The organism is Chryseobacterium sp. DZ-32 (assembly GCF_059587025.1).
Window position 1 is genome coordinate 273,966 of record NZ_JCAIOM010000004.1, and the last position, 16,273, is coordinate 290,238.

Consider the following 16,273-nt stretch of genomic DNA (forward strand, 5'->3'; position numbering starts at 1 on the left):
CATGAAAAAAATATTATTTCTTTTTACTCTAATATCGATATCTGTTCAAGGGCAGAGTGACGTCGATAAATCCTTACCCAATATTAAGCCTCCTTCGGCAGAAACATATAAATTCAGTTTATATGGTTTAGATTTCAACAATTCTCCTTCAGGAGAATTTAATTATAGTTTTCCTTTTTACAGTGTAGGAAATACTATTAGTATGCCTGTAAGTTTGGCATATAATAGCAGTATTAAAGTTGACGATATAGGAGGGAATACAGGAATGTCTTGGCAATTGGTTGCTGGAGGAGCAATTTCAAGAATAGTAAGAGACGAACAGGATGAAACATCATCTTCAGTTTGGTTTCCTCAGACCATAGATGAAACAGCCAATGCAGATCAGATAAAAGGAGCAGCACATCCCGATAATTCAATTGATACAGAATATGACTGGTTTAGTTTTTCCCTTTCAAATGGGCTTTCAGGGCAATTCTATATTGATAAAAACCTAAATGTTCATTATAATAGCGGTGATGGCTCAAAATTATCAATAACTGATAAAACTATTATGGTCACCCAATATGGTAAAAATTTAGAATTTGTACTTGTAGATAATCAAGGAAATAAATATTATTTCGGAGGTGAAGAAAAATTTATGGAGAGAAACCAAATTAATTATAAAGGACCTAATAAGTTTTATACTTCAGGATGGTATTTAGCTAAAATAATAACTAATAAAAATGAGATCATAAATTATGATTATTCTATTGAAACACTAAGTTATTACTCTTCAATGAGTGCTTCTTTTACCGTTTCGGAAAGCTGCTGTGTGCCTAATACATATGAAAACAGCGGTCTTACAAAAAGCAAAACTATAATGGTTTCTTTGAAACCCAGACTTTTAGCTATTGATGATGATAAAATTAAAATTAATTTCAATTATGATAAACAAAGAAAAGATCTAATTAACGATGGTGGAAAACTCCTTACTTCTGTTATCATTCTTGCTAAGCAAAATAATCAACAAATTAAAAACTATCAGCTAAGCTATGACGATGTTAATGCTGGATCCTCTGTAACTTTTTATGGTTTGTCTTCAACAGAACAAAGTACGGTTAACCGTCATTTCTTAAATAGTATTAATGATATTGTTTCCAATCAAAAATTCAGATTCGAGTACTATTCAAAAGAAAGTATTCCGGCAAGATTCAGTCTCGGAACAGATTTCTATGGATACTCGAATGGTAAGATTAATCAGACTCCTTTTGCAAATATATCAGGACAGGTTCCTAATTACATTTTCACTAAAACATCTGGCTATGCTTCTGCAGATAAAGAAGTCGATCCAGCAAAAACTTATCTGGGAAATCTTAAGAGGATCTATTATCCTACGGGTGGATATTCTGAGATAACTTACGAATCTAATAGTTCAATAGCAACAGTTCCTGTTGAGAAATCTAGTGGTACAGGACTTGAGGTATCGAGAAATTGTTCAGGAGCTAAAACAGTAAGTGATTCATTTACTTTTATTTCCAATGGTTCTCCAATCAGTTATGCTGCATATGCTTCAACAGATTATTCTAATTGTGGAGAGCCTGATAATCTTCATGAGATCCATGGTATACAAATTAGAGATATAACAACTGGAACAGTAGTAAGAGGTGAAAATAGAAAATATTATGAGAGTATTAGAGCAAGCAAAGATTTATGCCCAACGGCACTTCCTACCGATCTAACTTGTCCCGTTCAAACAACATCAGGTCATCAGTATGAGGTAAAATACTCAGTAACATCTTATTTTGGAAGAATAGACGGATATGCATCTGTAAGCTATAATTCCCGAATTGAAATGGAAGATGTATTAAAGCATTTTGGAGGAAGTAGAGTAAAAAAAATTGAAGAAAATAATACTGAAAATGGATCATACAGCCGTCTCTTTTATTACAGTAAACTAGAAAATCGATTATCAGGGCGAACAACTATAGTAAATGCACCCACCTTCAAATCATTTGATTATATAATGACAAAAAGAAATTGTCAATTAGAATGTAACTCTACCAGTCAGGGAGGCGAATTAATATCAGTAACTCCAATTCCTGTATATCGTTTTTATAAAGATAATATTTTGAGTGATTTCAATGATAGATCGAATAAAATATTCTATCAATCAATAACAGAATTAGTTGATGGGAATAAAGCTATTGAAAGAAATTATTTATACGAATCTGATTTAGATTCATATGCATATGATCCACCAATTTTTGATGCACCCCACAGTAATATCGGCCAATTAGAAAGAGGTTTGTTACAGAATGAAAAGCAATATAGCTTTAGAAATAATGATTTTAGTATTTTTAAGGAAACTTATAACAAATATAGTTTTGCACAAAATGCCATAACCTCATTTATTTTCAGACAGAATTTTTCATTAAATACTGGTTATCTTTATAATCCTAATGATGGACCAATTCCTAATATATCATATACGTTTTATCAAAATTATTATGGATATTCTAAATTAATTGAAACTATTTTAAAAGAATATATTAATGGAAATATATTGGAAACAAAGTCCAATACAACCTATGGAAACCTTCAGCACTTACAACCCACACTACAAAAAATTACGCATCCAGATTTAACGGTAAATGAAACGATCTATAGCTATGCCCATGAAAAGGCTAACCAGAAGTTAATTAACGCCAATATGATTGGTATTCCTTTGGAGAGTGAGGTTAAGAAAAATAGTAAAACAATTTCAAGATCCGAAACTAAATATGATAATCCCTTGAACTTACTTCCCAGCTCTGTTGTGTCTACTGATTTACAAAATGCTGTTTCTACTAAAGTGACTTATGATAAATATGACAACAAAGGAAACTTACAGCAGTACACTACAAAATCAGGTGTTTCCACAGTAATCATCTGGGGTTACAACCAGACCCAGCCCATTGCCAAAATAGAAGGAGCTAAATTATCAGATATCCAGCAGTCACTGATTGATTCCATTATTAATGCTTCTAATACGGATGCATCTGCTGCAGCTAATAATGATGAAACTTCATTTTTATCTGTACTAAATACCTTTAGAAACAGTTTGCCAAACTATCAGATTACCACCTATACTTATGACCCATTAATTGGAGTAAGAAGCATCACGCCGCCATCCGGAATCAGAGAAAGCTATGTGTATGATTCCGCAAACAGGCTTCAGAAAGTGATCGATGTGAATGGTAAAGTGTTGGAGGAAATGAAATACAACTATAAAAACTAAAACTGATGAAAAAGATAATAATACCAATAGGAGCGTTGCTCTTATCCAATATAGCCTATGCGCAGCTTTCCACGATTTCAAGCAATGAAAACTATATTCAGTCCAAAACGTATCTGGATTATAATGGAACATCTGCTACCAAATCCTCAGAAACCGTACAGTATTTTGACGGGTTGGGAAGACCAAAACAGGTAGTGAATGTCAAAGCATCACCACTGGGACGTGATGTAGTTACTCATATAGAATATGATCCTTTCGGAAGACAGGTAAAAGATTATTTACCTGTTCCCCAGCTTTCTACCAGCAATGGAAACTATTATTCAGGACCCTTGGGTGTTTATCCTAACACGTATGGTAATGAAAAGATCTATTCTGAAAAAGTTTTGGAAAGCTCACCATTGGACAGGGTTCTGGAACAGAAACAGGTAGGTAATGACTGGAACGGAAAATCTGTAAAGTTCAGCTATGACACCAACGGATTGAATGAAGTCTATCAGTTTACCACGAGCACAAGCTGGGTAGATGGAGCGACAAAAAGTGTACTGAGCTTATCGCCTGCCACAGTTTATGCCCCTAACCAGCTTTATAAAAACTCTGTCAAAGATGAGGATGGTAATGAAACCATAGAATTTAAAAACGGTAGAGGACAGGTTGTGTTGGTAAGGAAAGTCATGAGCCCCGCAGAAAATGTGGATACCTATTATGTTTACAATGAATATGACCAGCTGGCTTTTGTCATTTCTCCTCTGGCTGTTCATAAGCCTATTACGGATGATCTTCTCAATACCTTATGCTATCAGTACCATTATGACGGCAGGGGAAGACTTGTGGAAAAAAAGCTTCCCGGCAAAGGCTGGGAGTTTATGGTGTATGATAAAGCCGACAGGCTGATGCTTAGCCAGGATGCCAATATGAAAGGATCTGGAAAATGGCTGATGACCAAGTATGACCAGTTTGGAAGAGTTGCCTATACAGGAATATTCAGTTCAAATGACAGTAGGGCGACAATACAGGATCAGATCAAGGATTTGGTTATTTATGATGCGCGCCATTCTACAGGTATTGTAAGAAATGGAATGAATATTTATTATACGGCTGTCTATTTTATCCCTGAAAGTATTTTGTCGGTTAATTATTACGACTCTTATCCTGCTTACAGTTTTAATCCGGCCTTCCCTTCAACAATTCAGGGAGAACCTGTATTGACTGAAACTCCTGCAGCTGACGGAAGAAGTACCAAAGGACTACCTGTAATGAGTTTTGTAAAGAATATTGAGGATGACAACTGGACCAGGAACTATACCTATTACGATCAGAAAGGAAGAGCTATTGGCAGTCATTCTGTGAATCATTTGGGAGGATATACAAGAACAGAATCCAAACTGGATTTTGCAGGAATCACGAAACAGACTGTAACAAGGCATAAGAGACTGAGTACGGATACCGAAAGGGTCATTACGGAAACCTTTGATTATGACAGTCAGAACCGCTTGGTTACCCATAAACATAAGATTGATAATAATGCTGAAGAAATCCTGGCTCATAATACCTATAATGAAATTTCCCAGGTTACGAATAAAAAAGTGGGAGGAGTTACAGCTTCTTCTCCGCTTCAGCAGATAGATTACCAATATAATATCCGTGGGTGGCTGACCCAGATTAACGATCCTGCCAACCTTGGAAATGACCTGTTTGGATATAAAATAAAATATAATGAAGTACAAGGTCTGGAAGTCCCCAATACCAATTACCCAAACCACAAAGTAAAACCGAAATACAACGGCAATATCGCTGAAGTTGATTGGAAAACCTCTACAGGAGCGAATGATAATGTGAGAAGATACGGATATGTTTATGACCCGTTGAACAGGCTTACAGCAGGTTTCTATCAAAAAGACACTAATCCTTCCGGGAAAGAATACAATGAACTCTTTGCTTATGACCTGAACGGGAATATTCTGAATCTGGTAAGAACCCAGGGACTTCTCCCGGGAAGTACTGAGGCCATGGTGATCGATAATCTGATCTACAGCTACACGGGAAACAGGCTTACCAAAGTATCCGATGCCTATCTTAACAGTTTAGGATATCCTGTAGGAGGAAATGAAATAGGCTATGACGATAACGGAAATATGACCACCCAATTGGATAAAGGAATTTCCTCCATTCAATATAATTATCTAAATTTACCACGAAAGATTACCCAGAACTCAAAAGTAATGAATTATATTTACAGAGCAGACGGAGTGAAGGTAAGAAAGGTTTTCGGAACAGAAACAACCGATTATCTGGATGGCTTTCAGTATACCAATTCAGTATTAAAGTTTTTCCCAACATCAGAAGGATATTTTAATGTTGAAACTGGAAAGTACGTGTACAATTATACGGACCACCTTGGAAATACAAGATTAAGCTATGCTAAAAATGGAGCAGGAACAGAGATCATTGAAGAAAGTAACTATTACCCGTTTGGATTGAAGCATGAGGGGTATAATGGATTGGTAGGAAATCCTGCATATAAGTATAAGTACCAAGGACAAGAGTTGCAGGAGACTGGTTTTTACAGTTTTAAGTGGAGAAATTATATGCCCGATGTAGGAAGGTTCTTTAATATTGATCCTTTGGCTGAAAAATTCACATATAATTCTACCTATGCATTCCAGGAAAATAAATTGGGAATGGGTGTTGAATTGGAAGGATTGGAATTACTGAAAAATCATACCGGATTTTTTGCAATTCATGGGAACGCAATGAGAGTTGTCCGAGCTCCGGGATCACAGATGAGTAACGGACAAGCAACCTTTACTGCTGCCGGTATTGGATTGACCACAAAAGGATATAATCCAGGTGGCGCAAGAATATCGGATGGTTCATCAGGTTTAAGATTAAAATCTCATGCTTATAGCGGTCCTACACCAAATGGCGCAACAATGGAAAATGTACAGGAAACGCCGGAAAGTATGGATAGCCAAAAGTTTACCACTACAAAAAGAGGTTTGGAAATGACCAACAAAATGATCAAGAATTATGATAAACTCAATACTGCTGCAGGAGGAGCGCAAGAGTTGGTTGGCTTAATGGATTTAGCTTCTAACATTCCTGATGCCATAAAAAGTACAAAAGCATATACACAAGCTGCTAAAGATGTAAAACTTATTAATTCTCAAGCTAAAACAATGGATAGAGTTATAGATTTGGTAAATGAAAGTGGAATTGAAATGAACCAACAAACGAAAAATGATGTTATCAATTTTGTATTTGATGGAACTTTACCAAATCCTGGAGCAGGATTGATGCCCAATTCTTTAATCATCCAAAACGGAACCCAGATTCTTAGGAATAACAATTTGCCTGTACAGCCTCTTAACCAGCAATTAAACACCAATAAAAAAGTTTTACCGTAATGAAAACAATTAAATATATCTCATTAATCTTAATATTATTAAGTATAAGTTGCTGTGTCAATCAGAAACAAAAAGATGAAAAGCAAATCAAAGCAACGGTTCAGAATTTTTGGAAATCAGTTAAAAATAATGATTTACAAGCATATAATGGTTTAATCTACGAATCTGAAAATTTTCCAGGTGTCACAGCAGGTGATTTATACTTTTTACACAAGCATTACAAAGCCTTAAATATACAAGAAAGACTAAAAGGCGAAATAAAAATTAAAGATACAATAGGTTTATCACCAGATATAAAGATGAAATATGTACAATATACATTTAAAAAAAAGGGAGATTCTAACAACATAAAAAAACCTTTGACTATAACATTAATTTTTTATAAGCCAATAGGTTTTGATAAAATTTCAGATCCAGTAATTTTAGATAATCACATTGGTTGGGATAAATAATAATGATTTCAATGAAAATAATTAAATATATTTCATTAATCTTAATGTTATTAAGTATAAGTTGCTGTGTCAATCAGAAACAAAAAGATGAAGAGCAAATTAAAAATACAATAAGAGAATATTGGACTGCTATTAAGAATAATGATTTAGAGGGATATAAAAACCCTCGCTGCCGCACGATTGCATCGTGTGGGAAGTAATAAAAATCACTGCTTTTGCAGTGGTTTTTGTGTTTATAAACAGGTTCAAATAATTATATTCCTCCATTCAATATAATTATCTAAATTTACCACGAAAGATTACCCAGAACTCAAAAGTAATGGATTATATTTACAGAGCAGACGGAGTGAAACAAAAAAAGGTTTTCGGAACAGAAACAACCGATTATCTGGATGGTTTTCAGTATACCAATTCGATATTAAAGTTTTTCCCAACCGCAGAAGGATATTTTAATGTTGAAACTGGAAAGTACGTGTACAATTATACTGACCACCTTGGAAATGTTAGAGTAAGCTATGCTAAAAATGGAGCAGGATTAGAGATCATTGAAGAAAGTAATTATTATCCTTTTGGACTGAAGCATGAGGGATATAATGTATTAACAGGAAATCCAAGTTATAAGTACAAATATAATAGTAAGGAACTCCAAGAGACTGGAATGTATGATTATGGAGCGAGATTTTATATGCCAGATATAGGGCGGTTTGGAACAGTAGATCCTAGAAGTCAATATACTCATGAAGCTTATAGCTATGTTTGGAATAATCCGGTACAATTTAATGATCCTACAGGAATGGAAGGAGAGGAAGGAAAATGTCCTCCGAATTGCCCAAGTGGTGTGTCTGCGATAAATATACTTCCAAGTGGTCAGACAGAAACATCAATACAGGAAATTACCCTTACCGGGAAAGCAGCAGATAAAAGTTTTGGTCCGGGAAGTTTGGCAATGTCAGCATTCATTGTTTCTCAGGCAGATTCTCCTGTGCCTGGTCCTGGAGATGTTATTGGTGGGTTGATGTTGATAGGAGCAGGAGTTTGGTGGACATATGATTACTTTGCCACACCAAGTACAGGCTATACAACTATTGCAGATCCTGGTGCAGGAATGAGGAATCTGAAAGCGGAAGATGCAGCGGATAAGGATAAAGATGTGAATGGGGTTGATGTTCCAAAAGAAAAAAAAGTTCCTGTTAGTGGTAAAACTGGAAAAGAAGCAGCCAAGGATGTCCCTTCGTGGGTGAAAGAACAAGGAGAAGCTCCTTATGTGGATGAAGATGGTAAAACTTTTGCAGAGAGGGTATTGGATCAACAATATGGAAAAGGAGTTTGGAATAAAGGAAAAGCGAGTAAAGGTCCAGGTTCCGACTTTAACAAAATAAAAAATGGGGAGATAGAGGCTTTGAAAAACCTAAACCTAAAAAATAAATTTTTGATGAAATATTTCTTATATAGTTTAGAACATGTCTATACAGATGAATCACATACAGATTGTAAACTTTTAGGTTTTTTTGATAATTTAAAAGAATTAGAAAAAACTATAGATGTTGTATCTAAGTTTTCTGGATTTAAAGATTATCCAGATGGTTTTATAATTAAAAAAAAAGAATTAGATAAAATACATTGGGAGACAGGATTTAATACAGAAGTAGGTGAGATAGGGAGAGATTATTTACCTGAGATAGATATAATAAGTGAAGAAGCTTGTTTAATACAAAATTTAAAACTTGTTTACAATATTAGCCATGTGTATACTATTAACCCTTTTTTGGATGATGAAAGAATAATAGGTGTTTTTTCAGATTTGAGAAAAGTTGAAAAAGTTATTGAGCAATTAAAAAAGCAACCTGGATTTAAAGAATATCCAGACGATTTTATTATTGACACGGTAGAATTAAATGATCTTTTATGGACTTCAGGATTTTAAAAATCTATAACAAACCTCCACAAATAAAACGAAACCTCCGCAACAGCGGAGGTTTTGATTTATTTTGTCTTAAGAAGCTCTATTGATATATATAATGATCATCAAAAGTTAATAAACAACTGTCTTTGTAAATTATATAAAATGAACAGGTTATGTTTTTGTATTCCAAAAATCTGTATATTGGTATTACCAAATTAAAGCGCAATCCGAAAAGCATGTAGAGTAGGAGAAAAATCAAAAAAACGTTACTATGAAAAATTTAAGAAAACTTTCAAAAAGAGAATTGAAAACAGTTCAGGGAGGTATCCCAATGTGTCTTGCAGGATACTTCTGGTGCTCATTGGAAAGAAAATGTATTCCGGTAGGGTCACCATGCGGACTTATTATCGATTAACTAATTAAAAATAGTAAAAACAGGCTGTCTCAGAAATGGGACAGCTTTTTATGTGCTCTCACCAATTGACCTAGGAATCAGTAGCGTAAAGAAAATTTCAATGTAATCCGTTAAAAAATTTCCACTGTCTGAGCATGGGACTTACTCAGAACCGAAGCAGAACCGGATAATCCATGCGAGTTTGGAAATTTTAGGAGTACATTCCAATTTTTAGCGGACGATTCCCGTCTTGAACTTTTGTATACTTTTGTTTGACTACTTCGAATCTTCGATTTCAAGGCAAAAGTATAAGTATAAATTATGAATGAAAATCATAATAAATATTTCACAGGGTATTTGTTTTAGTTCTTTTTTAATCTGTGTATTTGATGGTATTAGCCAGCAGTCATTTAAAAAGTAGTATATTACTCATTAATGTCCGACTTAGGAATCAGTAGCGTAAAGAAAATTTCAATGTAATCCATTAAAAAATTTCCACTGTCTGAGCATGGGACTTACTCAGAACCGAAGCAGAACCGAATGATCCATGCGAGTTTGGAAATTTTAGGATTCCATTTAAATTTTTAGCGGATGATTCCCCATCTTGAACTTTTGCATACTTTTGCTTCAAGGCAAAAGTATAAATGAAAATCATATTAAATATTTTACAAATTATTTGTTTTACTTCTTTTTTAATCTGTGTCTTTTATTTATTAATGGTATTAGCCAGCAGTCACAACATTCCTCTTCGTGTATATCTGAAAATAGTCATTGCAATTCTAATTTCTATAATCCTATATTTCTATCTGCGATATATTAAAAAGAAAAGGTTCGGCAGCTAGTCTCACCTAGAGCATGGTTATAAATAGAACAAGAGATAGTATTAGTTTCTAGTATTAAAAATTAACATGCTACTTATTAATATCTGACTTAGGAATCAGGAGCGTTAAGAAAATTTGAATGTAATCCGTTAAAAAATTTCCACTGTCTGAGCATGGGACTTACTCAGAACCGAAGCAGAACCGAATGATCCATGCGAGTTTGGAAATTTTAGGATTCCATTTAAATTTTTAGCGGATGATTCCCGTCTTGAACTTTTGCATACTTTTGTTTCAAGACAAAAGTATAAATGAAAATCATATTAAATATTTCCCAAGTTATTGTTTTACTTCTTTTTTGTATATGTCACTTATTTATTCATGGTATTAACCGCCAGTCATTTAAAAAGTAGTATGTACTAATGTACGACTTAGGAATCAGGAGCGTTAAGAAAATTTCAATGTAATCCGTTAAAAAATTTCCACTGTCTGAGCATGGGACTTGCTCAGAACCGAAGCAGAACCGGATGATCCATGCGAGTTTGGAAATTTTAGGATTCCATTTAAATTTTTAGCGGATGATTCCAGTCTTGAACTTTTGTATACTTTTGTTTCAAGACAAAAGTATAAATGAAAAAAATGTTATTTTGCAGTCTTAATTACAGAACTTTCGTGCGATCCAGAACAAATTATATTCTTGCTGTTGGTATCATTTTTTTGAATGTTATAATATTACTGGTAAATATATACATAATAAGAAATGGTTTTCGTCTCTTTGAAGGAGGCTTAAATTTTTCTACCCTGTTAATGATTTCAAATGTTTTTATCTTTCCTGCAGCTGCAACATTTTTCAAAAACTTAAGAAGTAAATTTATAATGTTAGCACTGAACATATTAGGAATGGTTGTCGCTGTTTTAGGAACTTTTCTGGTTTTTCTGATGATGACAATTCAATGCTAAAGGTAGATTATTGCAATAATATCTGACTTAGGAATCAGGAGCGTTAAGAAAATTTGAATGTAATCCGTTAAAAAATTTCCACTGTTTAAGCATGGGACTTGCTCAGATCCGAAGCAGAACCAGATGATCCATGCGAGTTTGGAAATTTTAGGATTCCATTTAAATTTTTAGCGGATAATTCCAGTCTTGAACTTTTGTATACTTTTGTTTGGCTATGTCGAATCTTCGATTTCAAGACAAAAGTATAAGTATAAATTATGAATGAAAATCATCAGATCTGGATTTTCAACTCTCAATGAAAAACCGTATTTTTGTACATCTAAAAAGTAAAAGAACGAATGAATTCCTACAAAAATCCATTGGAAGAGCGCTACTCCAGTGAAGAAATGTTATTTAACTTCTCACACAATAACAAATTCCAGAATTGGAGAAAGCTTTGGATAGCTCTTGCTGAAATCGAAAAAGACCTTGGACTTGAAATTACAGACGAGCAGATCGCTGAGTTAAAAGCTAATGCTGAAAACATCGATTATGAGAAAGCAGCAGAGTATGAAAAAAAATTCCGTCATGATGTAATGGCTCACGTTCACGCTTATGGGGATGTGGCGCCTTCAGCAAAAGGAATTATCCACCTGGGAGCTACTTCGGCTTTTGTAGGAGACAATACAGACTTAATCCAAATCCGTGACGGACTTTTAATCTTAAAGAAAAAGTTGGTTAACGTAATGAAGAACTTAGCAGACTTTGCTATTCAGTATAAAGACCTTCCCACTTTAGGGTTTACACACTTCCAGCCGGCTCAGCTGACAACAGTTGGGAAAAGAGCTACACTTTGGTTACAGAGTTTGGTTCTTGACATCGAAGAACTGGATTTCTTCCTTGAAACCCTTCGTTTCAGAGGAGTAAAAGGAACAACAGGAACAGCTGCCAGTTTCCTTGAGCTTTTCAACGGTGATTATTCCAAAGTAAAACACCTAGATAAAGAACTTTCAAAAAGATTCGGCTTCGATAAAGTGTTCGGAGTTTCCGGACAGACTTACGATAGAAAAATCGATGCGAAAGTAGTTGCTTTATTAGGAAATATTGCACAATCTGCGCATAAATTCACAAACGATTTACGTCTACTTCAAAACCTTAAGGAAATTGAAGAACCATTCGAGAAAAACCAGATTGGTTCATCGGCGATGGCTTACAAGCGTAATCCAATGAGAAGCGAAAGAATCGGAGCATTGGCAAAATATGTAATGTCTCTGACGACAAGTTCTGCAATGGTGGCCTCTACACAATGGTTTGAAAGAACATTGGATGACTCTGCCAACAAGAGATTAACCATTCCTCAGGCGTTTTTAGCCGTGGATGCTATTCTTTTGATCTGGAACAACATTCTGAACGGAATTGTAGTATATCCAAACAGAATCAACAAGCACATTATGGAAGAGCTTCCTTTCATGGCGACAGAATATATCATCATGGAAGAAGTAAAAGCAGGTGGTGACCGTCAGGAAATCCACGAGGTGATCAGAGTTCACTCTATGGAAGCTTCCAAGAAAGTGAAAGAGGAAGGAAAAGAAAACGACCTTATTGAAAGAATCCTGAATGATAATTCTTTAAAACTAGACAAATCAAAACTGAAAGAAGTTTTAGATCCTAAAAACTTTATTGGTTTCGCGCCGATCCAGACGGAGGAATTCATCAAAAATGAAGTGCAGCCGATTATAGACCAAAACAAGGACTTAATAGGATTGGAAGCTGATCTTAAAGTATAAAACAATATGCAGTCTTTTGGGCTGCATATTTTATTTAATTCGTATGAAGATTTACCTGTTTTTTATTTTATCTTTATTTCCTGTGATGATATTTTCTCAGGATTTAAAACCGAATAAAAAAATCAGATCCGATGCCGATTTTAGCCATATGGTTTCAGGGATGACCGCTCCTGTTAGTTTAGGTGACTTTTCCAGGACGGCATTGTTTACAAACTCTAAAAATGATAGTGTTTTTGCTGCAGAATATGAAAATAAGAGTAACGATGCGTTATTTAAATTCAAAATTATTCCGGCTTTTCTTGATGAAGAAAGACTTTTAAATCATTATTATAGAGATTTAGCTGAAAGAAAATATACTCCTAAAGAAAATGAAAAAGTAAATAAAGGAGTAACCCTTAAAGAAGGAAAGTTCAAGCTTCACGGAATCAGCAGCTATTTTCACCATCTTAACAGATTGATTAATGTAAGAGTTTATGATGCAGGTTTTTGGGTTTTTATTTCAGAAATAAGCCAAAAAGGGAATGATACTTTAGTTCTGGATAAAATGCATGACGAATTTTTAAAGAATTTACAACCAGCACAAATTGTACAAAATAATCCTTTAACAAGATATTCGAATATTATTTATGCACCTGTTGCTGCTCGTGACACGGTATTATTAAGAATCACCATGAGTAGTGCTACAAATAAGATGAAATGGATATATGAGAATATTGATAAATATGAAAGAGCTTCAGGAATTCCTGGAACCCTTTTAGATTTTCACATGGCGGGAATTAATGGTTTTATAGATTATAAGACGAAAAAAAATTCCACACCAATTAAAGAAGGTAATTTCACAGTAGATAAATTGATTTCGTTCTTCACAAAACTTAGAAATGATGGTTTCACAGACGAATATTTAATGGAGCAGTATAACTATTTATTAAGTCCGCCAGAAAATCATCAGTTTGATTATGAAGGTTATCAAAAGTGGAAGCTAAACAATTCTATAGACTATGATGTTGCTAATAAGTATTATATTATTGTAAATTCGCGTAAGAAAACAGATCTCACTAAAGACGAGTAAATTAAGCTTTGAAACCATCTCCAATTCAATGAAAAAAATACTTTTAACCATCATACTGATACCAATCATTTCTTTTTCTCAGGCTAAAGAAGATTTACATTATTTCAAATCCAAAGATTCTTTAGTAGGAGTAAAAGATAAAGCAGGAAAAATAATTGTTCCTGCACAGTTCAAAATCTTTTCATTTCTAAAAGATGGAGATCCTGTAGAAGGGGAAACCATTCTTTTTGATGGCAGTAAAGAAGGTGAAAAACCGGAGAAAAATGCATGGGGCTATGTGTATGACAGAAATGGGAAATTCCTGTATCAGCCTTTCCTTTATGACAATGGAGCAGATTATTTCTCTGAAGGACTGAGAAGATTGGTTAAAAATGGTAAAGTAGGATTTGCAGACCGAAACGGGAATACTGTTATTGTAGCTAAGCACGATTTTGCATTTCCTTTTAATTATGGATATGCTGCATTTTGTGACGGCTGCGACTGGGAAAAAACAAATGACGAGCACAGATCCATTGTAGGCGGAAAATGGGGCGTGATGAATGTCAAAGGAGAAACGGTTCAGCCATTGGCAAAACCATCAGAAAAGGATGTTGAAATAGATGGTAAATATTATCCTAATCAGTTTCAGTATAATGAAAAGGAGAAGAATATCCTTCAGTTCTTTGAAAAGCAGAAGAAAAAATTATCAGATCTTTATTATGTAAATTTTTACAGTAAACTGTCTGAAAAAGAAAAGAATCTTTTTTTTGAAATCGTAGAAAGACCAAAAGAAAACTTTCCGTATTATCAGGTGAATACCTATAATCACAAGAAGAAAGATTTGGATATGCTGTACCGTTTCAAATTCCTGGTTTCAGAAGATGGAAAAACATTTTATGCCATTGAGGATTTTAATGAAAAGAAAGTTCCTTTTGAAAACTGGCTGAAAGAAGAAATAAAAAATGCAGAAGACTTTCAGAAAGAACATAAGGATAATCCGAATAAATTTATCAATAAATAATATAAAATTGGAAATTCGGCAGTTCAAATTTGAAGAACATATGACTTATTCCTTTAAATTTGTACAGAATAATGATTGGGGAGAAAATCTCTTTCAAAAATTTCCAATATAGATGGGTTTAAAGAAAAAAACTTTAACTCAGAAAAAGTAAAAAATAAAAATAAATCTAATATTAAAAATCTGACATCTAATTTTTAATAATGTTACAGAATCAAAATCATCAACAATTAATGGCCGATCTTAAGGAGCTGGTAGACAAGACAAGAAGTCAGGTCGCTGCTCAGGTAAACTCGGCAATGGTGGTTTTGTACTGGGAAATAGGAAAAAGAATAAATGAAGATGTTTTAGATAATAAGAGGGCAGAGTATGGTAAAGAAGTTATTGTACAAATCTCTCAACAACTTACGTTAGAATTTGGAAATTCATTTTCTGAAAAAAATATCCGAAAAATGATGCAGTTTGCGTCTGTTTTTAGTGATTTTAATATTGTCGCATCAGCGATGCGACAATTATCATGGACTCACTTTCTGCTTCTTATTCCTATTTCGCAAGATACTAAAAGAAACTTTTATCTTGAAGTTTGTAAAATTGAAAATTGGAGTGTCAGAGTCTTGAGAGAAAAAATCAATTCTCTGCTTTTTGAACGAACAGCAATAAGCAAAAAGCCTGAGGAAATAATAGATAAAGAACTGAAAAAATGGTCTGAAAATAATATTTTAAACCCTGATTTGGTTTTTAAAGATCCCTATTTTCTTGATTTTTTGGAATTGAAAGATACATTTTCTGAAAAAGATTTAGAAGAAGCCATTATCGTGGAACTTCAAAAATTCATTTCTGAGTTGGGAAGTGATTTTGCATTTCTTTCAAGACAAAAAAGAATCACAATAGATAATAGAGACTACTACCTGGATTTGCTTTTCTATCATAGGAAACTAAAATCTTTAGTCGTTATCGAACTGAAATTAGGTGAATTTGAAGCCAGCCATAAAGGGCAGATGGAGCTTTATCTCTCATACCTTAATAAATATGAAAAAGTAGAAGGTGAAAACCCTCCCATTGGTTTAATCCTTTGTTCCGGGAAAAATTCCGAACATATAGAACTCATGAATCTGGAAGGGGATAATATAAAAGTAGCAGAATATTTACTTATCTTACCTTCAGAAAAAGTTTTGCTTGAAAAATTGCATCGTTCAATAGAGATAGCAAGAAATAAATTTGAAAATAAAAAATAAATCTAATATTAAAAATCTG

General features: G+C 34.0%; 8 protein-coding genes and 1 pseudogene. All 9 read left to right on the forward strand.

Features of this window, described 5'->3' with window-relative positions; translation table 11 throughout:
• Position 1 precedes the first annotated feature (1 nt).
• The 9 genes and pseudogenes from AC59HC_RS06470 to AC59HC_RS06510 all read left to right on the forward strand — a co-directional run bounded on the left by AC59HC_RS06470 (position 2) and on the right by AC59HC_RS06510 (position 16,254).
• A complete protein-coding gene (locus AC59HC_RS06470) occupies positions 2–3,256 on the forward strand; it encodes a hypothetical protein (RefSeq protein ID WP_496558263.1) in 3,255 nt (1,084 codons plus the stop codon).
• A 5-nt stretch (positions 3,257–3,261) separates the two neighbouring features.
• A complete protein-coding gene (locus tag AC59HC_RS06475) occupies positions 3,262–6,660 on the forward strand; it encodes a DUF6443 domain-containing protein (protein WP_496558264.1) in 3,399 nt (1,132 codons plus the stop codon).
• Positions 6,660–7,112, forward strand: a complete 453-nt coding sequence (locus AC59HC_RS06480) for a hypothetical protein (protein ID WP_202839420.1) — start codon at positions 6,660–6,662, stop codon at positions 7,110–7,112. Before AC59HC_RS06475 ends, AC59HC_RS06480 begins: the two co-directional genes overlap by 1 nt.
• Before the next feature lie 259 nt (positions 7,113–7,371).
• Positions 7,372–9,036: pseudogene (locus AC59HC_RS06485) on the forward strand (RHS repeat domain-containing protein); the annotation flags it as partial.
• Positions 9,037–9,286: 250 nt separating this feature from the next.
• A complete protein-coding gene (locus tag AC59HC_RS06490) occupies positions 9,287–9,430 on the forward strand; it encodes a bacteriocin-like protein (RefSeq protein WP_156121528.1) in 144 nt (47 codons plus the stop codon).
• Positions 9,431–11,525: 2,095 nt separating this feature from the next.
• Complete coding sequence (gene purB, locus AC59HC_RS06495; protein ID WP_002977968.1) at positions 11,526–12,953, forward strand: adenylosuccinate lyase; 1,428 nt, start codon at positions 11,526–11,528, stop codon at positions 12,951–12,953.
• A gap of 43 nt (positions 12,954–12,996) precedes the next feature.
• Positions 12,997–14,022, forward strand: coding sequence for a hypothetical protein (locus tag AC59HC_RS06500; RefSeq protein ID WP_496558265.1), 1,026 nt, complete (start codon positions 12,997–12,999; stop codon positions 14,020–14,022).
• A gap of 28 nt (positions 14,023–14,050) precedes the next feature.
• Positions 14,051–15,022, forward strand: a complete 972-nt coding sequence (locus AC59HC_RS06505) for a WG repeat-containing protein (protein WP_496558266.1) — start codon at positions 14,051–14,053, stop codon at positions 15,020–15,022.
• Positions 15,023–15,252: 230 nt separating this feature from the next.
• Entirely contained in the window at positions 15,253–16,254 is a 1,002-nt protein-coding gene (locus tag AC59HC_RS06510; protein ID WP_342215196.1) for a PDDEXK nuclease domain-containing protein, read from the forward strand.
• Positions 16,255–16,273 lie beyond the last annotated feature (19 nt).

Excerpts from the sequence above, each read along its gene's own strand:
- AC59HC_RS06470 (WP_496558263.1), top strand. The coding sequence starts at position 2 with ATGAAAAAAATATTATTTCTTTTTACTCTAATATCGATATCTGTTCAA.
- AC59HC_RS06475 (WP_496558264.1), top strand. The coding sequence starts at position 3,262 with ATGAAAAAGATAATAATACCAATAGGAGCGTTGCTCTTATCCAATATA.
- AC59HC_RS06480 (WP_202839420.1), top strand. The coding sequence starts at position 6,660 with ATGAAAACAATTAAATATATCTCATTAATCTTAATATTATTAAGTATA.
- AC59HC_RS06490 (WP_156121528.1), top strand. The coding sequence starts at position 9,287 with ATGAAAAATTTAAGAAAACTTTCAAAAAGAGAATTGAAAACAGTTCAG.
- purB (WP_002977968.1), top strand. The coding sequence starts at position 11,526 with ATGAATTCCTACAAAAATCCATTGGAAGAGCGCTACTCCAGTGAAGAA.
- AC59HC_RS06500 (WP_496558265.1), top strand. The coding sequence starts at position 12,997 with ATGAAGATTTACCTGTTTTTTATTTTATCTTTATTTCCTGTGATGATA.
- AC59HC_RS06505 (WP_496558266.1), top strand. The coding sequence starts at position 14,051 with ATGAAAAAAATACTTTTAACCATCATACTGATACCAATCATTTCTTTT.
- AC59HC_RS06510 (WP_342215196.1), top strand. The coding sequence starts at position 15,253 with ATGGCCGATCTTAAGGAGCTGGTAGACAAGACAAGAAGTCAGGTCGCT.